This is a genomic window from Avrilella dinanensis (genome assembly GCF_002807015.1).
In the GTDB taxonomy this organism is placed as follows: Bacteria; Bacteroidota; Bacteroidia; order Flavobacteriales; family Flavobacteriaceae; genus Flavobacterium; species Flavobacterium dinanensis.
In genome coordinates this window covers 930,012-955,788 of the sequence record NZ_NIPO01000001.1, presented here as the reverse complement: position 1 = coordinate 955,788, position 25,777 = coordinate 930,012, and the positions used below count along the sequence as shown (strand labels likewise).

At 33.6% G+C, this 25,777-nt stretch carries 26 protein-coding genes; 24 read left to right on the top strand and 2 right to left on the bottom strand.

The genetic code is table 11. The features are described 5' to 3' along the window. The first annotated feature begins 19 nt into the window (after nucleotides 1–19). The 23 genes from CDL10_RS04530 (at nucleotide 20) to CDL10_RS04425 (ending at nucleotide 22,774) form a co-directional block, all read left to right on the top strand. Entirely contained in the window at nucleotides 20–1,402 is a 1,383-nt protein-coding gene (locus CDL10_RS04530) for a UDP-glucose 6-dehydrogenase (RefSeq protein ID WP_100677438.1), read from the top strand. Nucleotides 1,403–1,471: 69 nt separating this feature from the next. Next, nucleotides 1,472–2,446: an SDR family oxidoreductase gene (locus tag CDL10_RS04525; RefSeq protein ID WP_100677437.1), complete on the top strand. Its 975-nt coding sequence runs from the start codon at nucleotides 1,472–1,474 to the stop codon at nucleotides 2,444–2,446. Between the two features lie 80 nt (nucleotides 2,447–2,526). Continuing rightward, a complete protein-coding gene (locus tag CDL10_RS04520; protein ID WP_394363828.1) occupies nucleotides 2,527–2,886 on the top strand; it encodes a four helix bundle protein in 360 nt (119 codons plus the stop codon). A 33-nt stretch (nucleotides 2,887–2,919) separates the two neighbouring features. Continuing rightward, nucleotides 2,920–4,266, top strand: a complete 1,347-nt coding sequence (locus CDL10_RS04515; protein ID WP_100677436.1) for a nucleotide sugar dehydrogenase — start codon at nucleotides 2,920–2,922, stop codon at nucleotides 4,264–4,266. Nucleotides 4,267–4,308: 42 nt separating this feature from the next. After that, nucleotides 4,309–5,835: an oligosaccharide flippase family protein gene (locus tag CDL10_RS04510; protein ID WP_100677435.1), complete on the top strand. Its 1,527-nt coding sequence runs from the start codon at nucleotides 4,309–4,311 to the stop codon at nucleotides 5,833–5,835. Between the two features lie 59 nt (nucleotides 5,836–5,894). Continuing rightward, nucleotides 5,895–6,794, top strand: a complete 900-nt coding sequence (locus tag CDL10_RS04505; protein WP_100677434.1) for a glycosyltransferase family 2 protein — start codon at nucleotides 5,895–5,897, stop codon at nucleotides 6,792–6,794. Nucleotides 6,795–6,808: 14 nt separating this feature from the next. Beyond that, the gene (locus tag CDL10_RS04500; protein ID WP_100677433.1) at nucleotides 6,809–8,023 is read left to right on the top strand and encodes an O-antigen ligase family protein; all 1,215 of its coding nucleotides are present in this window, start codon (nucleotides 6,809–6,811) and stop codon (nucleotides 8,021–8,023) included. Between the two features lie 16 nt (nucleotides 8,024–8,039). Further along, a complete protein-coding gene (locus CDL10_RS04495; protein WP_100677432.1) occupies nucleotides 8,040–9,125 on the top strand; it encodes a glycosyltransferase family 4 protein in 1,086 nt (361 codons plus the stop codon). Then, nucleotides 9,122–10,081 carry a right-handed parallel beta-helix repeat-containing protein gene (locus CDL10_RS04490; RefSeq protein ID WP_100677431.1) on the top strand — a complete coding sequence of 320 codons (960 nt, stop codon included), beginning with the start codon at nucleotides 9,122–9,124 and terminating at the stop codon, nucleotides 10,079–10,081. The genes CDL10_RS04495 and CDL10_RS04490 overlap by 4 nt, the downstream gene beginning before the upstream one ends. Further along, entirely contained in the window at nucleotides 10,081–10,227 is a 147-nt protein-coding gene (locus CDL10_RS11400; RefSeq protein ID WP_165772981.1) for a hypothetical protein, read from the top strand. Before CDL10_RS04490 ends, CDL10_RS11400 begins: the two co-directional genes overlap by 1 nt. Before the next feature lie 30 nt (nucleotides 10,228–10,257). Further along, nucleotides 10,258–10,980: a 7-cyano-7-deazaguanine synthase gene (locus tag CDL10_RS04485; protein WP_100677430.1), complete on the top strand. Its 723-nt coding sequence runs from the start codon at nucleotides 10,258–10,260 to the stop codon at nucleotides 10,978–10,980. A 40-nt stretch (nucleotides 10,981–11,020) separates the two neighbouring features. Then, entirely contained in the window at nucleotides 11,021–12,169 is a 1,149-nt protein-coding gene (locus CDL10_RS04480; protein ID WP_100677429.1) for a glycosyltransferase family 4 protein, read from the top strand. Beyond that, the gene (locus tag CDL10_RS04475) at nucleotides 12,162–13,157 is read left to right on the top strand and encodes a sugar-transfer associated ATP-grasp domain-containing protein (protein WP_100677428.1); all 996 of its coding nucleotides are present in this window, start codon (nucleotides 12,162–12,164) and stop codon (nucleotides 13,155–13,157) included. Before CDL10_RS04480 ends, CDL10_RS04475 begins: the two co-directional genes overlap by 8 nt. After that, on the top strand, nucleotides 13,150–13,668 hold the full coding sequence (locus CDL10_RS11495) for a sugar transferase (protein WP_243389288.1): 519 nt from the start codon (nucleotides 13,150–13,152) through the stop codon (nucleotides 13,666–13,668). Before CDL10_RS04475 ends, CDL10_RS11495 begins: the two co-directional genes overlap by 8 nt. Before the next feature lie 166 nt (nucleotides 13,669–13,834). After that, on the top strand, nucleotides 13,835–15,058 hold the full coding sequence (locus tag CDL10_RS04465) for an ATP-binding protein (protein ID WP_100677427.1): 1,224 nt from the start codon (nucleotides 13,835–13,837) through the stop codon (nucleotides 15,056–15,058). A 5-nt stretch (nucleotides 15,059–15,063) separates the two neighbouring features. Next, nucleotides 15,064–15,669 (top strand): sugar transferase, encoded by a 606-nt coding sequence (locus CDL10_RS04460; protein WP_100677426.1) that lies wholly within the window; start codon nucleotides 15,064–15,066, stop codon nucleotides 15,667–15,669. Further along, nucleotides 15,669–16,307, top strand: coding sequence for an acetyltransferase (locus CDL10_RS04455; protein ID WP_100677425.1), 639 nt, complete (start codon nucleotides 15,669–15,671; stop codon nucleotides 16,305–16,307). The genes CDL10_RS04460 and CDL10_RS04455 overlap by 1 nt, the downstream gene beginning before the upstream one ends. Nucleotides 16,308–16,314: 7 nt before the next feature. Further along, the gene (locus CDL10_RS04450) at nucleotides 16,315–16,557 is read left to right on the top strand and encodes a hypothetical protein (RefSeq protein WP_100677424.1); all 243 of its coding nucleotides are present in this window, start codon (nucleotides 16,315–16,317) and stop codon (nucleotides 16,555–16,557) included. A gap of 94 nt (nucleotides 16,558–16,651) precedes the next feature. Continuing rightward, complete coding sequence (locus CDL10_RS04445) at nucleotides 16,652–16,873, top strand: hypothetical protein (protein WP_100677423.1); 222 nt, start codon at nucleotides 16,652–16,654, stop codon at nucleotides 16,871–16,873. Further along, a complete protein-coding gene (locus CDL10_RS04440) occupies nucleotides 16,874–17,188 on the top strand; it encodes a type II toxin-antitoxin system RelE/ParE family toxin (protein ID WP_100677422.1) in 315 nt (104 codons plus the stop codon). Further along, nucleotides 17,178–18,314, top strand: coding sequence for a DegT/DnrJ/EryC1/StrS family aminotransferase (locus CDL10_RS04435; protein ID WP_100677421.1), 1,137 nt, complete (start codon nucleotides 17,178–17,180; stop codon nucleotides 18,312–18,314). Before CDL10_RS04440 ends, CDL10_RS04435 begins: the two co-directional genes overlap by 11 nt. Nucleotides 18,315–18,747: 433 nt before the next feature. Then, the gene (locus CDL10_RS04430) at nucleotides 18,748–20,079 is read left to right on the top strand and encodes a peptide-N-glycosidase F-related protein (RefSeq protein WP_100677420.1); all 1,332 of its coding nucleotides are present in this window, start codon (nucleotides 18,748–18,750) and stop codon (nucleotides 20,077–20,079) included. A gap of 40 nt (nucleotides 20,080–20,119) precedes the next feature. Next, nucleotides 20,120–22,774 carry a DUF11 domain-containing protein gene (locus tag CDL10_RS04425; protein ID WP_100677419.1) on the top strand — a complete coding sequence of 885 codons (2,655 nt, stop codon included), beginning with the start codon at nucleotides 20,120–20,122 and terminating at the stop codon, nucleotides 22,772–22,774. Between the two features lie 406 nt (nucleotides 22,775–23,180). Here CDL10_RS04425 and CDL10_RS04420 read toward each other — a convergent pair whose 3' ends face one another. Next, complete coding sequence (locus CDL10_RS04420; protein ID WP_100677418.1) at nucleotides 23,181–23,645, bottom strand: Dps family protein; 465 nt, start codon at nucleotides 23,643–23,645, stop codon at nucleotides 23,181–23,183. Between the two features lie 100 nt (nucleotides 23,646–23,745). Here CDL10_RS04420 and CDL10_RS04415 point away from each other — a divergent pair, with 100 nt between their 5' ends. Beyond that, nucleotides 23,746–24,684, top strand: coding sequence for a LysR substrate-binding domain-containing protein (locus tag CDL10_RS04415; protein WP_100677417.1), 939 nt, complete (start codon nucleotides 23,746–23,748; stop codon nucleotides 24,682–24,684). Here CDL10_RS04415 and CDL10_RS04410 read toward each other — a convergent pair. Further along, nucleotides 24,673–25,695 carry a formimidoylglutamase gene (locus CDL10_RS04410; protein WP_100677416.1) on the bottom strand — a complete coding sequence of 341 codons (1,023 nt, stop codon included), beginning with the start codon at nucleotides 25,693–25,695 and terminating at the stop codon, nucleotides 24,673–24,675. The genes CDL10_RS04415 and CDL10_RS04410 overlap by 12 nt on opposite strands. Nucleotides 25,696–25,777 lie beyond the last annotated feature (82 nt).

Genomic DNA, 25,777 nt, shown 5'->3' with positions numbered 1-25,777 from the left:
ATTGAAGTCCAAATATTAAATGAAAAACATAAAAAACATCACTTGTATAGGAGCCGGATATGTAGGCGGACCAACAATGTCTGTTATTGCACAAAAAAATCCTCATATCAAGGTAACGGTAGTTGACCTCAATACGGCTCGTATAGCTGCTTGGAATGACACAGATTTATCCAAATTACCGATTTACGAACCTGGCTTAGATACTGTTGTTGGCGAGGCGAGAGGTAGGAATTTGTTCTTTTCTACAGATATAGAAAAAGCCATTGACGAAGCCGATATGATTTTTATTTCGGTAAATACACCGACAAAAACTTACGGAAAAGGTAAAGGACAAGCGGCCGATTTGAAATATATTGAGCTTTGTGCCAGACAAATAGCGAAAGTAGCCAAAAATGATAAAATTGTTGTTGAAAAATCTACATTGCCGGTGCGTACTGCCGAAGCTTTAAAAAGCATTTTGCACAATACTGGTAACGGAGTAAATTTTCATATTTTGTCCAATCCTGAGTTTCTGGCAGAAGGTACGGCTATTCAGGATTTACAAAATCCCGACCGTGTACTGATTGGTGGAGAAAATGAAGATGCCATTCAGGCATTGGTAAATATTTACGCTGCTTGGGTACCGCAAGAAAATATTATTACCACCAATTTATGGTCTTCTGAATTGTCTAAATTAGTTGCCAATGCGTTTCTGGCACAGCGTGTGTCGAGTATCAATGCCATTTCTGAATTGTGTGAAGCAACAGGGGCTGACGTCAACGAAGTAGCTTTTGCTATTGGAAAAGACAGCCGTATTGGACCGAAATTCCTGAAAGCATCTGTTGGATTTGGCGGTTCTTGTTTCCAAAAAGATATTTTAAATTTGGTTTATATTGCCCGTACCTATAATCTAAACAAAGTAGCCGATTATTGGGAACAGGTGATTATTATGAACGACCATCAAAAGGAACGTTTTTCAGATAACATAATCAAAACATTATACAATACGGTTAACGGTAAAAATATCGCTTTTCTGGGTTGGGCATTCAAAAAAGACACCAATGATACCAGAGAGTCGGCAGCGATTTATGTCGCTGACCATTTGTTAGATGAAGAGGCTTTTATCACGGTATACGATCCAAAAGTTTCTGAAGAACAAATTTACAGAGATTTGGATTACCTAGGAACAAGAAGCCCGGAAGAAAATCGCCGTTTGGTGAAAGTAGCAAATGATCCGTACGAAGCTTGTGACCAAGCCCATGCCGTAGCTGTTTTAACCGAGTGGGACGAGTTTAAAACTTACGATTGGCAAAAGATTTATGACGATATGTATAAACCTGCCTTTGTGTTTGACGGAAGAAATGTATTAAATAAAAAGGAACTGACAGGAAAAGGATTTGTGGTGTATAATATAGGGAGTTGATAGGCAGATTCGCAAATTCGCGAATACGCAAATTCGCCTGCAAACAAATTAAGTAATAAAAAGCAAATAATGAAAAAAATCTTAATTACCGGAGGAGCAGGTTTTATAGGCTCTAACTTAACAGAATACTTTCTCAATAAAGGCTATTTTGTACGTTGTCTGGATAATTTTTCTACCGGATATAAACACAACATAGAAGAATTTTTGAGTAATCCAAATTATGAGTTGATTGAAGGGGATATCCGTGATTTAGCAACTTGCCATCAAGCTGTCAAAGGAATGGATTACGTACTCCATCAAGCAGCTTTAGGGTCAGTTCCACGCTCCATCAATGATCCAATTACTTCTAACGAAGTGAATGTTTCTGGTTTTTTGAATATGTTGGTAGCTGTTCGTGATGAAGGGATAAAGCGTATGGTGTATGCAGCGAGTTCATCCACTTATGGCGATTCAGAAAGTCTGCCAAAAGTAGAAGATATCATCGGAAAACCTCTATCGCCCTATGCCGTAACCAAATATGTAAATGAGTTATATGCCGATGTATTTGCTAAGACCTACGGTATGGAAATTATCGGTTTACGCTATTTTAATGTTTTTGGTCGCCGTCAGAATACGAGGGGGGCGTATGCAGCAGTGATTCCTTTGTTTACCAAACAATTGATCCAACACGAAAGCCCTACGATTAACGGCACAGGCGAAAATTCCCGGGATTTCACGTATATCGACAATGTGATTCAGATGAATGAACGGGCAATGCTGACTGATAATCCAAATGCAGTAAATACCGTTTATAATACTGCAGTAGGCGACCGTACTAATTTGAATGAATTAGCCGCTTATTTAAAAGAGTTTTTAACAGAATATGATACCGAAATAGCAAATATAGAGGTGAAACACGGCCCAAACAGAGTTGGGGATATCCCGCACTCTTTGGCATCCGTTGATAAAGCTAAAACCATGTTGGGTTATAAACCTACGCATAAAATTAAAGAAGGGTTGAAAGAAGCTGTCAAATGGTATTGGGAGCATAAGGAGATGCTCTAATTTGTGAGTAGTAGTTGGTGGCTTGTGAATGGTGAGAAATAAACTACCAAACACATATTGCCGTCTCAAGACTAAAAAATATGATACAGTCTTTTCGAGATCTAGAAATATGGCAAAGAGCAGTGTGTTTGGTAGATGATGTTTACCTTTTAACAAAGAGCTTTCCCAAAGAAGAGTTATTTGTATTAACTTCGCAGATTAGGAGATGTGTAATTTCGGTACCGTCTAACATAGCGGAAGGATTTGGAAGAAAAGGTACAAAAGAGTATCTTCAATTTTGTTATATTAGTTTAGGTTCTTTGGCGGAATTAGAAACTCAGCTAGAAATCGCTAAACGACAAGGGTATATAACAGAAGATTTAGAAAAATATATTCAAGACATCATTGTAATTAGAAAACAATTGTACGGATTAATAAAAAGCTTAAAAAATAAACTATAAAATTATTACAGAAATGTAATTCAAATAATAAAAATGAATAATACAAGTTCACAACCAACCACCAACCACCAACCACCAACCACCAATCACAAAATCGCCGTTATAGGTCTCGGGTATGTAGGATTGCCATTAGCACGATTATTTGCTACAAAACACAATGTGGTAGGATTTGATATTAATCAGAGAAGAATTGATGAATTAAGAAGCGGAAAGGATTTGACTTTGGAAGTAGAAGATGATATTCTTCAAGCTGTTTTGAAATCCTCTAATAATTCAGACAACGGACTTTTTGTAAGTAATAATTTGGATGATATCAAGGATTGTAATTATTACATCGTTACAGTTCCAACTCCTGTGGACAAAAACAACCGACCTGATTTAACTCCTTTATATAAATCTTCTGAAACAGTAGGTAAGGTATTGAAAAAAGGTGATATAGTTATTTATGAATCAACGGTTTATCCCGGAGTAACGGAAGAAGAATGTATTCCTGTTTTAGAAAGAATTTCTGGATTGAAATTTAACGAAGATTTTTTTGCAGGATATTCTCCTGAGCGTATCAATCCTGGGGATAAGGAGCATACAGTTGAAAAAATTCTTAAAGTAACTTCTGGTTCAACTCCGGAAATCGGAAAAAAAGTTGATGAACTATACAAATCTGTAATTATTGCCGGAACACATTTGGCTCCAACAATTAAAGTTGCAGAGGCTGCAAAAGTAATTGAAAACTCACAACGGGATATCAATATTGCATTTGTCAATGAATTGGCAAAGATTTTTAATTTGTTAGAGATTGATACCCATGCGGTGTTGGAAGCAGCAGGAACCAAATGGAACTTTTTACCGTTTAAACCAGGTTTGGTAGGCGGTCACTGCATTGGTGTTGACCCTTATTATTTGGCGCAAAAAGCACAAGAAAAAGGCTATCACCCAGAGATTATCTTGGCAGGTCGCCGATTGAACGATTCTATGGGCGAATACGTAGCCTCGCAAGTGGTGAAATGCATGATTAAAAAAGGCATTAATGTAAATGGTGCGAACGTTTTGAATTTAGGAATTACCTTTAAAGAAAACTGCCCGGATGTACGTAACACCAAAGCGGTAGATGTGATTCGTAGTTTAGAAGATTATGGTGTTAATATAACCACTTTTGATCCTTGGGCAAATAGTGATGAAGTTCATCATGAGTATAATTTAAAATCAGAATCAGACATAGAGCAAATTCGTAAATTCGCAGATTCGAAAAATGGATTCGATTCCATTATCCTAACCGTAGCACACAAAGAATTTTTAGATTTAAACCTAAACCATTTTCTTTCAGAAAATGGTGTGATTTATGATGTGAAGGGGATATTAAAGTATTGTGATAATAGGTTATAAAAAACATATGATAAGGTGTGTTGAAACATCTTTAATTTATATATGTCAGAATCAAAACGTATAGTAAAAAACACAATGTTTCTGTATATAAGAATGTTTCTTCTTATGGGAGTTACTTTATATACGTCTCGGATTGTGTTAAGAGAGTTAGGAGTATCAGATTATGGTATTTATAGTGTGGTGGGGGGCTTCGTTACTTTGTTAGGAGTTTTGAGCGGAGCTATGTCTTCGGCTACACAAAGGTATTTATCTTTTAGTATAGGTAAAGGAGATTTTGTTCAGTTAAAGAAAACATTTAGTATAACATTAACCATACATATTGGAATAGCTGTTTTAGGGTTGCTTTTGGCAGAAACCTTAGGTTTGTGGTATGTAAATTATAAAATGGTATTTCCAGATGATAGGGTTTTTGCTGTTAATATGGTATATCAATTTTCCATTTTAACTTTTTTACTGAAAATAATTCAAGTGCCATACAATGCGTTAATTATTGCTCGAGAGCGGATGAATATGTATGCTTATGTAAGTATATTAGAAGCAGTATTAAGATTAGCAATAGTTTTTATGTTGGTTTATTTTGGCTCTGATAAGTTAATTACCTATGCTATTTTAACCTTTAGTATAGCTTTTATAATTCGGATGATTTATCAGATTTATTGCCATAGAGAGTTCGCAGAGAGTCGGTATAAATTTCAATACGACAAAAAGTATTACAAAGAGCTAATAAGCTACTCTGGATGGAACTTTTTAGGCAATATTGCTTTTTTTGGTAAAAATCAAGGTATAAATATAGTTTTGAATTTATTTTTTGGAACAGTTGTCAATGCGGCTTATGGAGTCACAAATCAGGTGTATGGAGCAGTAAATTTATTTGTATCCAATTTTCAATTGGCATTAAATCCTCAAATTATTCAAAATTATTCACAAGGAAATTTGAAACAAGTTCATTATTTGATTTCTCAAGGGTCTAAGTTTTCTTTTTTTCTTATGCTTATTATTGTAACTCCTATTTTATTAAACACGGATTATATTTTACATTTATGGCTGAATAATCCACCTGAATATACAGTTGATTTTCTTCAATTGTGCTTAGTTAATATATTGATAGAATGTCTATCAGGAACGCTACTAACAGGAGCACAGGCAACAGGAAAAATGAAAAGATATCAACTAATCGTTGGATCATTAGTGTTTTTAAATTTACCACTAAGTTATTTAATGCTAAAGTTAGGTTTTGAACCTTATAGCACCTATGTAATTGCTATTATTATATCTTTACTTTCTCTCCAATTTAGATTGTTTTTCCTAAAAAGAGAAATGGAATTTGATGTAAGGGAATATTATTTTAGAGTGTTGTCAAAAGTTGCAGTATTAGGTAGTTTTGTGGCAGCTATAATATTTGGACTTCAAAATTATTGGGATTATGAACTTAATATTTGGACTTTTATTGTTGAGTCAATTTTTGTAATGGGGCTTTTGGTTCTAATGATTATTATAGTTGGTATTACTAAAAATGAAAGAAAACTAATACTTCAATTAATTAATAAAAAATTTAAGCGACATAAATAAGATTATTTATGTTATCTTACTAAAAATAAAAAATAGTAACGAAAGGCAATATAAAAGAAATGAAAGTAACAGTAGTAATCCCCGCAAAGAACCGAGAAAATACAATTGAAAGAGCCATTAATAGTGTACTTTTGCAAAAAGGTAATTTTAGCATAGAAATTATCGTTGTAGATGATGCTTCAATTGATAATACTGTATTTAAGGTTAAGGAATTAATCCAACAACATTCGGAAATTTCTTTAATTCAAAACAAACAATCCGTAGGAGGGGCTGCAGCGAGAAATATAGGGGCAAGACAAGCTACGGGAGATTATATCGCTTTTTTAGACAGCGATGATGAATGGTTAGAAAATCATTTACAAAAAAAAATAGAACTAATCAAAGTAAGTAATGCGGCAGGAGCTTTTGGAGCATTTAACATAGTTCGTGGAACTCAATTAAAAACTTTAAACTTTGCAGTGTTCCAAAATATGGATATGGCATCGTATATCTTTGAAAAAGGAGGTGACGCAAGAACATCTACTTTTGTATTTCAGAAAGATGCTTTTATGCAAGTGATGTTTGATGACGATTTAGGAAAGCATCAAGATTGGGACTTGGCAATACGGTTTGATAAAAAGTTTAAAATGGTATTTGACGACCAAAGAAACGTAAATATGTATGTGGATGGTGGAAATAGAATGAGTAATAAGAATAATTATAATGCATCAGAATATTTTCTTAATAAACACAAAGAAGGTTTGTCTAATCAAGCACTATATAATTTTAAATTAAACATTTGCTTTAATGCTTTTAGAACAGAAGGTAATTCAAATAACTTTAAAAAAGGGATGAATGATTTAAAAGCATTAGGAATGAAATCTGATGTAGTACATAGAAAAAAATACAAATTATTAAGTAATCCTTTTTATAGAGTATTATTACCTTTGGCGTTTTATTTACGTCGTAATTTTCAATAAGACAATAAAAATTAATGGAAAACCATAGTTTACATAAAGTAGTAAGTCGTAGAGAAACTATAAATAGTATAGGCTTGGCTATTCTTTTATGTGCTAACCCGTTGAGTTGGCTATTACCCATTGATAATATAATTGTTGCTATTTCATTAATTAGTTTATTAATAGTAATTGTCAATAATCCTATTACAACTTTTATCAATAAAAAACTTTTTGTAATAGTAGGAGTTATTCTATTATTTGTATTTAGCTATATGTTAGGTAGAGTTGAACCAGAAAGATTTTCTTTATATTTTCTTTCCTTTTTGGTTTTTGGCGTTACAGGGATATTGTATTCAAATACACAATTTGATTACAAAATATTTTATAAATCTATTTTGATAATAAGTATATTATCATTACCAGGCATTTATAGAATTTCAAGTACTGATTATAGTCACCTAATGGATGACGATGCTTTAATGTTTTTAATGGGAGTTTCTCAAGGAGCTTTACGTCTATTATTAGGAGTATTTATAGTAATGTTCTTATTAAAAAAAAGAATCTTAAAAATAGGAACTCTTTTGGTTATTCTTGTATATCTGTTTTTTTTCTTTAGTTTTGGTACACGTAGTTCTATTATGGGGTTGTTTTTATTTTGTATATTTTATTATTTAATTAAAAAAAATAAATTAACAAACCGGGCTTTTATTATAATATTGTTATGTGGTTTTATCTTTTCTTTTTTTATGATAGATATTATGCTAACAACTCAATATTTTTTGGATCAGATAGGGATTAATGTAAAAGCAATTGATAAGATGGTTCGAATGGCTACTATGGGAGAAGAACTTTCTAACGGAAGGGTTCGTTTGTGGGAACAAGCCTTCAAAGATATCACAGCTTCGCCTCTTTTTGGTAACGGTGTTTCTGCTTATGAAAAAACAAATGGAATTTATCCACACAATTTTCTTATTCAAGTTTTTCATGAAGGAGGTGTTTTATATTTTATCCCAATATTGATAGTTATTTTAAAGTTTTTTAGACTGATCTTTTCTAATATACAAACTAAAGAATCTAAGATATTCCTTATATATTTGTTATTTAGTGGTATGATTGAGCTCCTTTTTTCAAACGTATATTGGCGTAATGTCTATTTTTGGTTTTTTATAGGTTATGTATTAAATCTTTCTTTAAAACCACTAACTCCAAAAAAAGAGTCTTCAACGCCACATATAAAAGGTGCTGTATAATATAAAAATATAAGCTATGAGAATTTTACATATAATAAACTCTCTTAATACAGGAGGAGCAGAAAAATTGATAGTTGATACATTACTTTTGTATAATAAAAAAAACATTAAAGCAGATTTATTGTTATTGAAAAAATCGGATACAATTTTATACAAACAGATAGGAGAAGAAAATCTTAACATATTTTCTATTGATGCTAAAAGTTATTATAATTTTTCGAATATTTTCAAATTAAAAAAATATATAGGAAAATACGATATTATACATGCTCATTTATTCCCAACAGTATATTTATTGGCTCTTTGTAGATTTCTTTTTTATCCTAAAAAAATAATAATATATACAGAACATAGTACAAATAATAAAAGAAGAGATAAATTTTATTTCAAATGGATCGAGAAATTTATCTATTCACAATACAACAAAATCATTTGTATATCAAAAGGAACTGAAATCAAGCTAATAAAACATTTGGGAAATAGTTGTAAGAATAAATTAATTACTATAGATAATGGTGTAAATTTATCAGTATTTAATGCAAATGAATTACAAGCAGATATAAGAAATAAAGAAAAAATAGTACTTACTCAAGTATCAAGTTTTCGATATCCCAAAGATCAAGATACAATTATACGATCTTTAAAATTATTACCAGAAAATGTGATTGTGCAACTTGCAGGCTCTGGTCCGAGATTAGATGAATGTAAAAAATTAGCAGAGCAATTAAACTTACAAGATAGAGTAATATTCTTAGGACAAAGGAGCGATATTCCAGAAATTTTATATCATACAGATATATGTATAATGTCTTCTTTTTATGAGGGTTTAAGTCTTTCATCTGTTGAAGCTATGGCATGTAAAAAACCTATAGTAGCATCAAATGTGGAAGGATTAAAAGAAGTTATTGAAGGCTTTGGTATTTTGTTCGAAGCTGGAAATGAAAAAGAATTAGCAACTGAAATTCTTAGGTTAATTAATGATAATGTCTATTATAATCAAGTTGCAGAATTATGCTATAAACGATCAAAAGATTATGATATAAATATTATGGTATCAAATTATATTGCTGTTTATAAGAACGAATTAATAAATAAGTTATGAGTAAGTTTAAAATAATTGTCTGTTTAAGTTTTCTATTTTTATCAACTTTTGGATTAGCTAATCCAATTGATTTGACAAAATATTTACCAAAAGGATATGATACAACAGGTAAAACAGATTATACTTCATATCTTCAAAAAGGATTAGATAGTAACGACAACGTTTTAATGCCTAATTTTCCTATATTAGTGAATAAAAATGGACTTAAATTATCAAGTAATCAAACGATTAATTTTCAGAGTAAATCAAAATTAATTATGATGCCTAATGCAGAGACTAATTATGGCATATTGCATATTGTAAAGGTAAAAAACGTCAAGGTCATCAATCCAACTTTAGTAGGAGATAGAGATAAACATACAGGAACGAAAGGAGAGTGGGGAATGGGAATTAGTATCTTATCATCTCAAAATATTCAAATTATTAATCCCAGTATAAAAAATTGTTGGGGAGACGGTATATATATCGGTGAAGATAAAACATTAAAACAACCTAATGTCAATATAAAAATTAGTGGAGGAATAATAGATAATAATAGAAGAAATGGAATTTCTGTAATTTCAGTAAAAGGTTTAGAGATAAAAGATATAGAAATATGTAATACCAATGGTGTAAATCCAATGTCAGGTATTGATATAGAACCAAACAATAATCGACAATTCCTACAAAATATTGTTTTAAGTAATATTAAAACAGTTAATAACAAAAATGAAGGGGTTAAAGTATATTTAAAATATTATGTTGGCTCTAAAAACGAAATATCAATTGATATAGAAAATCTTAATGATTCTAAATCTCTTAACGGTTTAACATATTCCGGAGTTTTAAAAGAAGATTTTCTAAAAGCCAAAAATATGAAAGGGTATATTAAAGTCAAAAACTTTAAATCAGATAAAAAAAATCAAATAAAGAAACACAGAAGAACTGATTTACCAATTAAGTTTAAAGTCAATTAATGGAAAAATCAAATACAATTTATTTGAAGGGATTAAATGGTATTAGAGCAATAGCAGCTTTAGGAGTATTATTATCTCACACGAATTTAGCTTTAAAACATTTTAACGACAATAATATTAACTTTATAAATGCTTTAAAAAATTAAACAAAAGAGAGCATAATAATTATAATATATATGCAACAATTAAAAATTCTTTGGACAGGAGGTTGGGATTCAACATTTCGTATTCTAATGCTAAGAAAACACAATGTAACTATTGTTCCTTATTATGTTTATTTTAAGGGGAGAAAAACAAACGATGATGAATTGGCTGTCATATGTAAAATCAGAGATAAAATTATGACATTGCCTGACACTAAGGCTTCCATTCTAGATACAGTAATTTTTGAAGAATCTAAAAAAATTTCAAAAGACATACAACAAGCTTTTCTCAATTTAAGAAATGAGTCTTTTTTAGGGGCACAATATGTTCAACTAAGTGAATTAGCTCTACGAATTGAAGATCTTGAATTGGGGATTCATAAAGATGATAAGGCACATAAATTCATACAAGAATTTGGAGTATTAGATAAAATTAAATCAGAATATGGTAATGTTCTAATTTTAGATAAAGAAAAAACTTCTAATAAAGATGTAATTAATCTTTTCGGCAATTTTAGATTTCCCTTATTAAACCTTACTAAAGTTGAAATGAAAAAGATTGCTGAAAAAGAAGGAGTACTTCACATAATGAATGAAACCATTTTTTGTCATCATCTAATTAAAAATAAACCTTGTGGTTATTGCAATCCATGCATATATACAATACAAGAAGGGCTTAGTTATAGATTTGGTAATCTTGGCTTAATTAGATATTATTTATCTTATCCATTAAAAAAAATATTAGGTAAAATATAAACTAACTAAGTTCTTAGATTTTTCTATAAAATGTATAAAAATGAAAACAAAACTGATCCGTATAACAACTGTACCACAATCATTAAGAGGTTTATTGAAAGGACAACTCAACTACATGTCGACTAATGGTTTCGAAGTGATAGGGGTGTCAAGTCCAGGCGAAGCTTTACACGATGTGGAGAGAAATGAAGGGGTAAAAACGGTAGGTATAGAGATGACGCGCTCCATAACGCCGATTCAAGATCTAAAAGCCTTAGTACAGCTTATTCAATTATTTCGAAAAGAAAAACCACACATTGTTCATACGCATACACCAAAAGCAGGTTTGCTAGGGATGATGGCTGCAAAAATAGCAGGAGTACCTCATCGTTTACATACGGTGGCAGGTATGCCACTGACGGTAGCAACAGGCAGCAAAAGACAATTATTAAACCAAATGGAAAAATTGACCTATGCTTGTGCCACCAAAGTGTATCCAAATTCATTTGGCTTAGAAAAAATAATCTTAGATGAGAAATTTACTTCTCCTTCAAAATTAAAAGTAATAGGGAATGGCAGTTCGAACGGGATTGATACATCTATATTTGATCCAGCCCTAGTTAAAGATGAGGTTAAAAGTAATTTAAGAAAGGAATTAAATATAAATAATAATGACACAGTTTTACTATATGTTGGTCGTATAGTTAAAGATAAAGGTATAAACGAATTAGTTACGGCATTTAATAATATTATTGATGATTCATTAAAATTAATCTTAGTAGGTGGAGTGCATAAAAATGATCCTATTTCTAAGACGTCTAAAGAAATTATCGAAACCAACAATAGAATTAAGGCAGTTGGTATTAAAAGAAATGTAATAGATTATTACGCTATAGCGGATGTATTTGTATTTCCAAGTTATCGAGAAGGGTTTCCTAATGTTCTACTAGAAGCTTGTTCAATGGGATTACCATGTGTAGTTACAAATATAAATGGAAATAATGAAATTATTCAGGATGGTATTAATGGATTGATTGTTGAGCCCAGGGATGCAAATGGTTTAGAAATAGCTATTCGAAACATTATAAATTCTTCAATTAATTCTGATAATATTAAACAACAGAATAGAGAAATTATTCGTGAGAATTACGAACGAAAAAAGCTTTGGGAGAATATCCTAGATGAATATAAAAATTTAAAAAATGCTTAAAAATTTAATTTATATACCCTACTATATCATAAAAACTCCTCGTGCAACATTTATTAAAAATGTTAAATATGTGAGTAAGAAAGAAAAAAAATCTTTTATCACAATTTTATTTGATATTATAAAATGTAGTGTAGTACATAGTACTTCTTTCATGGATTATTTTTTACTTCGCTTTTTTAATAAAACGGAGGAAGAAAGAAAAGAATATGCTGGGACAGGTTTTATGTATGAGTATCAATTAAAAATGAATCCGATTCATTCTAGAAAAATTCTTTCGGATAAAGTTGAGTTTTTTAGACATTTTAATCAATCAATCGGTCGGGAATGGTATATTTTATCAGAATTTAGTCAAAATAGGAATTACATTATTGCTTTATTGCAGAGGTCTAAAAAAATTGTTTTGAAAGATTCAAAGGGTCAAGCGGGTAAAGAAGTTGAAGTAATTAACTCTATTAGTTATGATGCTTTAGTTTCATACATGATACAGAGAAAGTTTGATCTAATTGAAGAGTTTGTCTACCAGCACGACAATTTACAAAAATTAGCACCTAGAGGTTTAAACACAATTAGAATTATAACTCAAATAAATAAGAATAAAGAAGTTGACATTATAGGTACAATTCTTAGATTAAGTATTGATTCTAATACGGATAATCTCTCTGTTGGTAATGCTGCTGCATCAATAGATTTGATGTCGGGTAAAGTTGATCGTAAAGCTGTTTACGGAGATTTTACAAAAAATGATATCGAAATTCACCCAATATCTGGCGTGCGAATTGTTGATTTTAAAATTCCATTTTGGGAAGAAAGTATAAAATTAGTCAAGGACGCTGCTCTAAATTCGTTAGATAATAAATCAATAGGTTGGGATGTAGCTATTACAAACAATGGTCCTATTTTGATTGAAGGAAATCATAATTGGGGTAGAACTCTTTGGCAATTACCAGTGAATAAAGGTTTAAAAAAAGTTTTAGATCAATATGTATAAAAACAATATCAAACGCTTGTTAGATTTTACAATTGCCTTAATTGGTTTAATTGGTTTAATTTGTTTATCACCGATATTCATTATCGTAACCATAGGATTGTATTTTACGAATCAAGGCAAACCTTTCTTTTTCCAAGAACGTCCAGGGCTATATGAACGTATTTTTAAGATCATTAAGTTTAAAACAATGAACGATAAAAAAGATGTAAATGGTAAACTATTACCTGATGCCGATCGTTTAACACCTATTGGCGCTTTTGTTCGTAAAACCTCTTTAGACGAAATCCCACAATTGATTAATGTGTTGAAAGGCACTATTGTTCCTGTAAAAAATGTCGATACGTTAAAAAAAACTATGAAAAAAATGGCAGAGGATAAAGAATACTATAACAAGTTAAAAATAAACGCACGACCAATGATACAATCTCGATATGAACAATCAGTCGTTTGGAATGCATTATTGGAGGAGTATAACTCATTAATTAAATTATCTAATAAGCAAATTATCTAATTATCAGTATGTACAAAAACTTCTTCAAACGCCTCTTTGATTTCTTAGCTGCTTTTCAGGTAATTTATCATATAGTTATACGTTAAAGTTTTTATTTTTACTGTAAAGTTATAGTTATATCTATAATTATTTGTAGTTTTGCAGAAAGTTATAATCGTAATGCGTTATGAATCTGAACTTCCCAAATAGTATTCCACGCCCTTTATATATCGATAGAGTAGTTCCTTTTATCGGAAAAAACCTAATAAAAGTATTTACAGGTCAACGACGTGTTGGGAAAAGTCATTTATTGTTTCAGTTAATGGCAATTATCAAAGAAAATGACTCCGAAAGTAACGTCATTTACATCAATAAAGAAGATTTGGCTTTTAGAGCAATAAAAAATGCGGAGGATTTAAACAATTATATTCTTGAGCATAAATCGGAAAAGCAGCAGAATTATGTTTTCATTGATGAAATCCAAGAAATCGAGAATTTTGAGGATGGTTTACGTTCTTTACTATTAGATAATTCTATTGATTTATATTGCACCGGCAGTAATGCGGAGTTGCTTTCCGGAGATATTGCAGGAAGATTGAGCGGACGTTTTATAGAAATTCAAGTGTATAGTTTGACTTATACAGAGTTTTTAACCTTTCAACAATTGGAAGATACCGTGGAGTCTTTACAAAAATATATGAAATATGGCGGTTTGCCTTATTTGAAACATATACCATTGGAAGATGCTGTTGTTTTTGAATATCTTAAAAATATTTATTCAACTATTGTTTTTAGAGATGTTATCAATCGATATGCTGTTCGCAATACGTCTTTTTTAGAGCAATTAGTATTTTTCTTAGCATCCAATATTGGAAGTATATTTTCGGCCAAAAAAATCAGTGATTTTCTAAAATCTCAAAAAGTAAACATAGCACCCAATCAGGTACAAATTTATGCCCAGCACCTTACCAATGCTTTTTTAATTCATCAGGTGAAACGCTATGATGTAGAAGGCAAGCGATTATTTGAAATAGGAGAGAAATATTATTTTGAAAACTTAGGTATTCGCAATGCACTTTGGGGGTACCGTCCACAAGATATAGGAAAAATAATGGAGAATGTGGTCTATAATCATTTGGTAGCCCATAATTATGCGGTTAATGTGGGTATATTAGGAGCCAACGAAATTGATTTTATAGCCGAAAAAAACGGGGAAAAGGTATATATCCAGGTAGCATTATCATTATTGGAAGAAAAAACAATTCAAAGAGAGTTTGGTAATTTGCAAAAGATAAAAGACAATTACCCTAAAATGGTCATAACTATGGATACTTTTTCAGGAAATACCTTTGACGGCATTGAAGTTATAGATTTAAAAAGTTTTTTGACTAATATTGGAACTAATCTTTAAATACTATGTACAAAAACTACTTAAAACGTTTGTTTGATTTTTTAGCCGCTTTTTTTGGCTTAATCTTGTTAAGTCCAATATTTATCGTGGTGATGATTGGTTTGTATTTTGTGAATCAAGGCAAACCATTTTTCTTTCAGGCACGTCCGGGTAAAGGCGAACGTATTTTTAAAATTGTGAAGTTTAAAACCATGAATGATAAAAAAGATGTACATGGTAATTTGCTACCCGATGCCGATCGTTTAACACCTATAGGTGCTTTTGTACGCAAAACCTCGTTAGACGAGATACCACAATTAATCAATGTATTAAAAGGCGATATGTCCTTAATCGGTCCCAGACCATTGCGGACCTATTATTTGCCACTGTACAACGAAGAACAAAAAAAACGACACAATGTTCGACCTGGAATTACAGGCTGGGCACAAGTAAATGGGCGTAATGCGATTTCTTGGACAAAGAAATTTGAATTAGATGTGTATTATGTGAATAATATTAGTTTTTTATTGGATATAAAAATATTTTTTCTAACAATAAAAAAAGTATTCATTCGCGAAGGAATCAGCAAAGAAGGACATGTAACTACTGAAGCATTTAACGGTAAAAATTAATGATGAAAATTATAATTATTGGTGGAGGGAACGTTGGAGGATATGTTATTAATAATATTAAACAATTTACGGATAAATTTGAGATTATAGGTATTCTTGATGATGATATCAGTAAAATTGGTCATACCCTTTGGGGAATAAAAGTGATTGGAGAAATTGATAGAATTCATGAAATCTCATCAATTCATGATAATATAGGTGTTGTTATTTCAATAGCAAATCCCCAGATAAAAAAACGTGTAATAGAGAGGTTATCGATTATAAAAAATTTAAATTACCCTAATCTGATTCATAAAAACTGTTGGATTAGTAATAATGTTGAGATGGGGTATGGTAATATTATTTATCCAAATGTAAGTATTAATTACGAAACCATCATTCATAATTTTGTAACGATTAATATGAATGCTTCTTTGGGGCACAATTGTGAATTAAATGATTATGATACAATTTCACCAGGAGTTAATCTAGCAGGCTTTACAAAAGTTGGTTATTCTACATTTTTTGGAATAGGGTGTTCAGTAATACAAGGCCATAGTATAGGACGAAATGTTCTTATTGGAGCTGGTGCTGTGATTATTAATGATGTTCCTGATGGAGCAACAGTGGTAGGGAATCCAGGAAGAATCATCAAATAAAACAACCATGAAAAACTTTTTCTTTCTTTTCGTTGTTAGTCTTTGGATATCTTTTTCGGGTTTTGCACCAGCCAACTTTACAGAAGATAATATAACAGATATTGCCAAAGAGCAAGTCGTATATGTTACCAAAACGGGAAAGAAGTATCATAAAGGAAGTTGTCGTTATTTAAAAAGAAGTAAAATTAAAACATCAAAATCTAAAGCACAGAAACAAGGTTATACCGCGTGCAAAGTTTGTAAGCCATAATAGAGGTATATAGAGAAGTTAAAAAAAGAGTGTGATTGATACAGATAAATTTTGTAATTTTGGTATAAATAGTCTTTGGTTTAAATAGAAAAAAATGAATATTCAAGCAGAAAAAATAGTATTGGCTAAAATGCTTTTGGAAACAGAGAATCCACGAATCATTGCGTCTATAAAAAAAATATTCAGCAAAGAAAATAAGAGTGATTTTTGGAATGATTTATCTGCAGAACAAAAAGAAGAAATACAAAAAGCCTCCTTGGAAATAGATAATGATGAAGTCATTGATTACGATTTGTTTATGCAAAATTACCGTTAAATGGAACGTGAAGTTGTTCTTTCTAAAACAGCAGAAAAGAAATTGCGTAAACTTTTTGACTTCTTAACAGAACAATGGTCTGAAAATGTAAAAAATGAATTTATAAAAAAGCTAGATTTTTCTATCAATAGCATTAAAAACCAACCAGAGAGTTTTCCGGAATCTAAAACACAGAAAGGACTAAGGAAATGTGTGGTGACAAAGCAAACAACACTTTACTACCGCTTTAATAATAAGCAAATAAGTGTACTTACTGTATTTGATACAAGACAACATCCCCAAAAATTAAATAAAGATTTTAAAAATGAACGATAAAATATGGCTTTCCTCACCACACATGGGAGGAAACGAACAAAAATACGTAAATGAAGCATTTGAAGCCAATTGGGTAGCACCGTTAGGACCTAACGTAAACGGTTTTGAAGCAGATTTGGAAAAATATTTAAAGGCAGATATTAAAGTCGCGGCATTGTCAGCAGGAACAGCGGCTTTACATTTGGCATTGATTGAATGTGGAGTAACCCACGGCGATGAAGTAATCTGTCAGTCGATGACGTTTTCGGCATCTGCCAATCCTATTGCCTATCAGGGAGCGATACCGGTATTTGTAGATTCAGAACCGGATACGTGGAATATTTGTCCTGTTGCGTTGGAAGAAGCTATTAAAGACCGCATCGCAAAAGGAAAAACGCCAAAAGCTATTGTAGCCGTGCATTTATACGGCATGCCGTTCAAGGTAGATGAAGTAATGGCTATTGCCAATAAATACAACATTCCGGTGATTGAAGATGCTGCCGAAGCTTTGGGTTCTACCTACAAAGGAAAGGCGTGCGGAACGTTTGGTCGTTTTGGTGTTTTGTCGTTTAATGGCAACAAAATCATCACGACTTCGGGAGGTGGAGCATTGGTTTGTCATTCCCAGGAAGACAAGGATAAAACAGTTTTTCTTTCTACACAGGCAAGAGATAATGCACCACATTACCAACATTCAGAAATTGGTTACAATTATCGTATGAGCAACATCTGTGCGGGAATTGGTCGCGGACAAATGGAAGTTTTAAACGATAGAGTTGAAGCCCGTCGAAAGATGAATACTTTCTATCAGCAACTATTTAAAGATATTGACGGAGTAACCGTTTTTGCAGAGCCAAATTCAGATTTTTATTCCAACCATTGGCTGTCTGCAATTCTCATCGACCCGAAAATTACAGGCAAAACCCGGGAAGATTTACGTTTAGCCTTTTTGGAAGACAATATTGAATCTCGTCCTTTGTGGAAACCGATGCATTTGCAACCGGTTTTTTCCGGAACACCGTATTACGGGGGCAGCGTTTCAGAAGATTTGTTTGAGAATGGTTTGTGTCTGCCTTCTGGTTCTAATTTAACCGATCAAGAACGCGAGCGTATTACTAAAAAAGTGAAAGAAGTTTTTAGAAAATAAGCTAAATAATAATTTAATAACGACCGAAATTTCGGTCGTTTTTTTATCCATTCTCAGAAATTATTTAAGCTAAATAAATACTTTGCTACCCCTTGAAAATTTAACGCAGTTATAGCCAAAAAGAAGCATAATCCTGTTGTGCATTTGGACAAAAATTCGTCAGTTCGAGTAAAAATCTGAAAGATTTTGTATCGAGAACTAAATAAAAAGACTTCTCGATACAAAATTTCTTCCACTTCGTTACAGAAATCTCACTCGAAGTGACGTTAGTTGATATTTTTCGTTTCCTAAATGCACAACAGGTAAGCATAAGTAAATTATTAGATAAATTTTGAACAGACTCTTAGAATAAAATTAACTAAAATAGTACTTTGATATTATAATATAACATTATTTTAGTATTTTAGCCCATAGAACAAAAACAAAATAATTAATGAGAAGAATTACTTTAACACTTTTGACAGGTCTGGTACTAACTTTTTCTGGTCATGCACAAGACTATACTACGACAGTTTTTGATGAAGTTGTTTTCTACGATGGATACGCAGATACTTATACTGAGCCGGCTCCGCCTGAAGGAATTATCAGAATGTCGAATTCAAGATATGCCGCAAAACTGTCCGAAACACAATTGGACGGCATACAAGATACTTTTTCTATCGACGTTACTATCGGTGCTTTGTGTGATAATTATGACCGGCAAGGTGGTGTCTTTTTAGCTCTTGTTCCCGCAGGAGAAGATATTGATTCGGAAAACAAGCAGGTCATGGAAGTAGGGCGTTTCATTACGCCTTTTATGGATAAAAATGTAATGCCCGATGTAGTGCCGTATCATTACGAATTGAGTCATTTGGCAGGTCTGTTTCAAGATGAAGTGATAAGAGATAATTACGACATTTGGGTAGAATTTTTCTTATTTGGTGTGCCTTATGCTGCCAACACGGAGATAGATGGATGTGAAGGAAGAAGTGATGTTTTCAGAGGAACAATTGTGTTGAATTCTTCTGTTGATGAAGATAATCCGGCATCGAATTACATACCGAAACCGTTGTGGAGCCGATTACAGATGAACAAAACCAATAATTCAGACGAATGGGGAACTGCTGTAAGGTTGGTTAATTTTAGCAATGAAGAAGAATTGACAGATGCTCACGTTCAGTTGATTACTTCTGCACATGGAGCCAATTCAGGAGGAGAAGAATATATCAGAAGGCAACATTATGTGTATTTTAATGGTGAACAGGTCTTAACATACAGACCGGGAGGTGAATCCTGCGAGCCGTTCAGACAGTATAACACACAGCCTAATGGAATATATAGTCTATATCCCCGAACAGATGCTGATTGGGCCCAATGGAACAACTGGTGTCCGGGCGATGTGATTCCTAACAGATTTATTGAATTAGGAGACGTTCCTGCCGGGGAACATCAGTTTAAACTGACTGTTCCTACCGGACAATTTCCGAATGATAATGACGAAATAGTGTTGTCTGCATTTATTTACTCGGCAGACCATACACCACTTGATAATGAATATTTTCAAATTACAGATTATGTGATTTATCCTAATCCTGCCTCTGACAGGGTTCAGATAGAATCAAGTGAAGCAGTGAAATTGGTGCGTGTTTTTAATTTGGCAGGACAAAAAGTATTGGAAAATTCCGGTTCACAAATTAATATAGAAAACCTAAGTTCAGGTAGTTACCTAATGGAACTGAATTTTGAAAACGGAGTGAAAACTACAGAAAAACTGATTAAACAATAATCCTTAACCCTTGACTGTTTATAGTCAAATCAATAGAATAATGAAGTACATTAAAAACTCTTTTTACTTTCTGCTATTGACATTACTCACCTCTGTGAATGTATTCGCTCAATATACAGAAAAGCATTATATCGCTCCGGCACCATGGCAATACTGGAGCGAAGCTAATGAAATAGTCGTTTCTACCGCCGAACCCAACGAAGTTACGGTAGTTTTAACAAAAAGTGACGGAAGTTATCTGACCACATTTACCGTTTTGCCTGATTCGCCTGTTTCTTTTATTTTTGAAGGAACAGCCTCTGCATTAACACGAAATCAAACCAATACAACCTATAATGATAGAGGGTTAATTGTCGAAGCAACAGCACCGGTGATGGTCAATCTGAGGAATATTGCCTCCGATGCACCCGGTCTGACCAATGCTACGATTAAAGGAAATGCTTCCTTGGTGAGTTTTGGTAATGAAGGTGTCGGACTTGCATTCCGGTTGGGTTATTACAGAACGAGCTACACCGGGTTAAACACCGGACAACCGGTTTATTCTGTAATGGCTCTGGAAGACGAGACGGATATATTTTTAAACGGAGCATTTCAATTTACTTTACACGAAGGACAAAGCAGATTGTTTACTGCAGCGGTCGGTTCTCTGCTTACTTCAAGCAAGGGAGTTGTTGCCAATGTAGGAAGCTACGGAGATACCCCACAGGCGTGTGGCGGTAGTGGTGAAGACGGAACTTTTGACCAGATTGCACCTAACAATGTTTTGGGCAGACAGTTTGTTGTGGTACGGGGAGACGGGCAGGCAGGAACCGGAGACAATCACCCTGAACAAACAACAATTGTTGCAGCCGAAGATGGTACGCAGGTAACAATTACCAATTTTAATGCTGCCGGAACGGCGATTTCGACCAATACGCCTGCGCTGCTTAACGCTGGCGATTTCTATACTTTTCATCATGGAGATACAAATAATCAGTATTCGTCCAGTTTGATTGAATCTAACAACCCGATTGCCGTTTATTCGGGTACTGCCGTAGCGTGTGAAACCGATATTTCAACGGTTTTGCCGATTGGTGGCTGTGCGGGAGCTTCGGATGTAAGAACGAGAAAATTTATTGATTATAATGGTAACAATCTGCCATATTTTGGTTTTGTGATTATAGAATCACCAACCACGCCGGTATATATCAATAATCAAAATATAGAAACACTGACAGGGCAGCCAAGAATGGAAATTGGCGCAAGTGGTTTCTATATGATACGTTTTGATAACTCGTCGGTACAGAATCCAGATGAGATTATTATTACTTCTTCAGCACGACTGACAACAAGTCTGGTGCAGCAGGGTGTAGGATTTTCCATGTCCGGATTTTTCTCTGCATTTAGTGATGCTCCCGACCAGCCGTTTATTCCGGACGCTCAGGAAGGTTGCGGATTAGAGCTGGAAACTACACCGGGAATGGAACCTTATCAATGGTATTTTGAAGGAGAACCTATTGACGGAGCAACAGAAAATACATATACCGCTTTGGAAAGTGGTAACTATTCGGTACAGGGTACAAGAGATTGTGGAGAAACAACGATTTCAACACCTTTATATGTTGAGGTAATTCCTTGTACAGATTTATCCATTACCAAAACCGCATCTCAGGAAGATGAAAATTTCTATTTTGAAATAACCGTGACCAATGAGCAAGGGTTGGCAGATTCGGGAGTAGAAGTTGTCGATATTTTACCATCTGGTTATACGTATGTGTCTTACACAAGCACGCAAGGAACTTATGATGCTGAAACAGGTGTGTGGCAGGTAGGTAATTTAGATAGCGGAGAATCAGCAAGTATCCAGATTTTTGTGGAAATCAATGATGTCGGATTGCTTTTAAATGAGGCAACTGTTTCCGGTACAAATATAGATGTTAAGCAGGAAAATAATCGGGATACAGCCAAGATGGTCACTATCTACGATTTGAATCCATTAGATGACATGCACCACTGCGAAAGTGATGGGGATATTTTTGATTTAACGGAATATGACAACGTAGTTTACTACGGCAATTTGATTGTTAATGTAGCTTATTTTAATAGTTTAGATGATGCTGATGCAAACGAAAATCCGATTCCGAATCCTGAAACTTATCAGGGAACGGATGACGAAATGATTTGGGTGAGAGTGACACATATTGCAGAGGAAAACGTCTATGCCACAACCTCATTTACCTTATATATTCATGCCAACCCAGTGATCAACCCCTTACAACAGCCGTTGTACGGTTGTGAGGTAATAGGTACAGGCGGGTCAGGGGAGTTTGATTTGAGTTTAAATATAGGTAACATCACGATGAATACGCCTTATGTAGAGGTAGAATATTACTTAACGGAGCCTGAGGCGGAATTAGGTGATTCAAGTGTAGCCTTACCGACGGTTTACACAGGACCAAGCGGTACGATTTACGCCCGTGTGATAAACACACAAACAGGCTGTTATACAGTAACCGAGCAAGAGTTGATAGTAAGACCGACTCCAACGGCGAACGAATTGCCACCGGTCATCCATTGTGATGTCAACAACGACGGTTTTGGCAGTTTTAATTTAGCGTCCTTGGTTCACGAGATAGCAGGTAATCCAGTACCGGCAGATATAGACGTTACGTTCCACCACACCTTGGCANATGTTTTCTTTTCTAACGAAAAGTGAGTTTTTTTAGCCATTCTGCTTACCAAAGAATGTAAAAAAGGACGACTTTGAAGGTCGTCCTCATTCTTAGTATAAGCATTAATCTTATTGCTGGTTGGTTGCTCTCCAGCAGCGCTAACTTCCTCTTCAGATTAACTGGCGGAATATAACAACTATTTTGATAAAATCCACCAACTATTTTTCAGTACATTACCAAATTTATCTAATAATTTGTTTATGCTTCTTTTTGGTCATAACTGCGTTAAACTTTAAAACGATAGCTCTGCTATCCTTTGAAAATTTGCCTTGTTCTTGCCTCAAAAATAACCTATAAACATTTTTACAATACAAATTTAAACAGGCTCTAAACAAAAAGCCCGCGATTTAAATCGTGGGCTATGGAAAAAAATTCTGTCATTTAATTATCTTATCCTAAAAATGCCTGAAGCATCCAAATGTCTTTTTCCTGTTCTGTGATTAAGTCGCTAATCATAGAGTTAGTACCTTCATCATCAATTTCATCAGTGGTTTGCAGTAAAACTCTTTCTAATTTCAGCAAGCCCTGAATAGATTCAATAACTAATTTCACAGCCTGTTCATCGCCAGAAACATTTTTTCCGACTTTGATTTTGTTAAGCTCCAGATAATCAGCAAATGTATGCAATGGCACACCGTCCAGTGTCAGGATTCTTTCTGCGATTTCGTCCACGCGCATTTGGGCATTGTTGTATAATTCTTCAAACTTCACGTGCAAATCAAAAAATCTTTTTCCGCGTATGTTCCAATGCACACCTCTCAGGTTTTGGTAATAAACTTGGAAATTTGCTAACAATTCATTGAGCAACTCAATGTTTTTTTTAGTTTCTTTGTTGGGTAATCCTAAGTGGTTCATAATATCTGTGTTTTAAAATTATACCATAAAATTACTAAATTTTAGCCCGATATTTGTGAATCTATTATTAAAATATCTAATAACGCCATAAAGATTTATTATGACTATTACACAATTAGAATATGTGATTGCAGTTGCCAAGCACCAGAATTTCACGCTGGCAGCTGAAAAATGTAATGTGACACAACCAACTTTGAGTATGCAAATCCAGAAACTCGAAGATGAACTTGGAGTAAAAATATTTGACCGAAATAAAAAAAGTGTTTTGCTGACCGAAGTGGGAGCAGAGATTGTTAATCAGGCAAAAAATGTTTTGGGCGAATCGGAACGGATTTATGACATCATCGACCAGCAAAAAGGTTTTATCGGCGGAACTTTCAAACTGGGTGTAATCCCAACAATTACACCTACCTTGGTGCCGATGTTTTTAAAAACTTTCAACAATAAATACCCGAAAGTATTGCTGATTATTGAAGAATATCCGACGGAAGAATTGATATACCGATTGAAAAACGGTTTGCTCGATGCTGCGATTGCCGCCACGCCTTTGGAAGAAAAAAATATTGAGGAAAAACCTTTATATTACGAACCTTTTGTTGGGTATTTTCCGCCGTCATTTGCATTGAATGAGCCTTATGTGACGCCAGATGATTTAGACGTTAGTCATTTGCTGCTGCTCGAAGACGGGCATTGTTTCCGAAACGGTGTTTTGAATTTATGTAAGGCATCAAAATTACAGGCTGACAATAAATTTGAAATCAAAACAGGTAACTTTGAAACCATTGTAAAATTAGCCAACGAAGGCCTGGGAATTACCTTATTACCTTATTTACACACTTTGGATTTAAAACCCGAATATCAGAAAAATCTGGTAGCATTCAAAGATCCGAAACCTTCCAGAGAGGTCAGCCTGATTTTTGAAAAATCGGGACTGAAAGCCCATATCATCGAGGCTTTGTATGAAACAATCAAGTCGGTTGTGCGGGGTGCAATTGCTTTTTATGATGTTAAAATTATTAGCCCGAGATTAAACGGTTAGATTTTCTTTGGCTTTAATAAAATCAGTAATCATATAGCTGATTAGTTTCCCGACGAGGTTCGGGTTTTTATCCGAACCAAAATTGGGCGCACCTTCACATATATGCAGGTACGACGCTTTTTTGCTTTGCCCCATATAATGAATAAAACGCCGGGCATCAGTTGCCGTGAATCCCGTAGGTGTTATGGCACTTGACGGAATCATTTCAATACTATCCAAATCCATTTCAATACCATATCTTTTGTCTTTGATATGCTGGTGGGCGATGTTGAGCTGGGTGCTGAATGGTTTCTCTTCCCGAACAGCAATCTCTTCAAAAGTATTGTAAGCTACATCGCCGTTGGTATTTTTAATTTCCTGAAAAATACTTTTAGAGGTATAATTTTCGTGTAGTCCGAAAATAAAATATTTGTCTAAAAACTTTTCTTCATAAGCATAGCTGAAACCGTTTCCGCTGTGACGACCTTCACGTGCTCTGAAATCGGTGTGAGCGTCAAAGTTAATGGCGTTTACGGCTGTCCCTGTATGCAAAGCCAACGCTTTGATATTTCCGTAGGCATTGTTGTGTCCGCCTCCGATAATAACCGGAATTTTATCATATTTGTAGATGATATGCAACAGATGCGTGACCTCTTTGTCGATAAGTTCAACAAGAGGATAGAGTTTTTCCACATCAGTGGAAGGATTCGGCAGTAAATCATCAAACGAAAAACTTCCTAAAACTCCGACCCAATTACCTTTACAATATTTATTGTGCTGTATATTCAGAAGACTGTTCAAGGTATTTTTCCATGCCAGTTTTGTTCCGTTCCGACCAAAATTTGCTTGTACGCCAATGTCTTCCTCGATACCCAGCAGGATATATTTTGCAGGGGTTTCTGCCAGAAAATTCTCGATAGGGCGGTTCCCGGGAAAATCTACTTTTTCTCCGAATTTTTTCTCTCCTTTGCGGGGATTAGTGAATTTTTCGCATTGTTCGCTGTCAAAAGCTTTAAAATATACAGAACTCATTCCAATATGTTAATTAATATTTTTAACAGACTAAATATAAAAACATTGTTTATATTTGTCAAAGGTAAATGTCAATCGATGT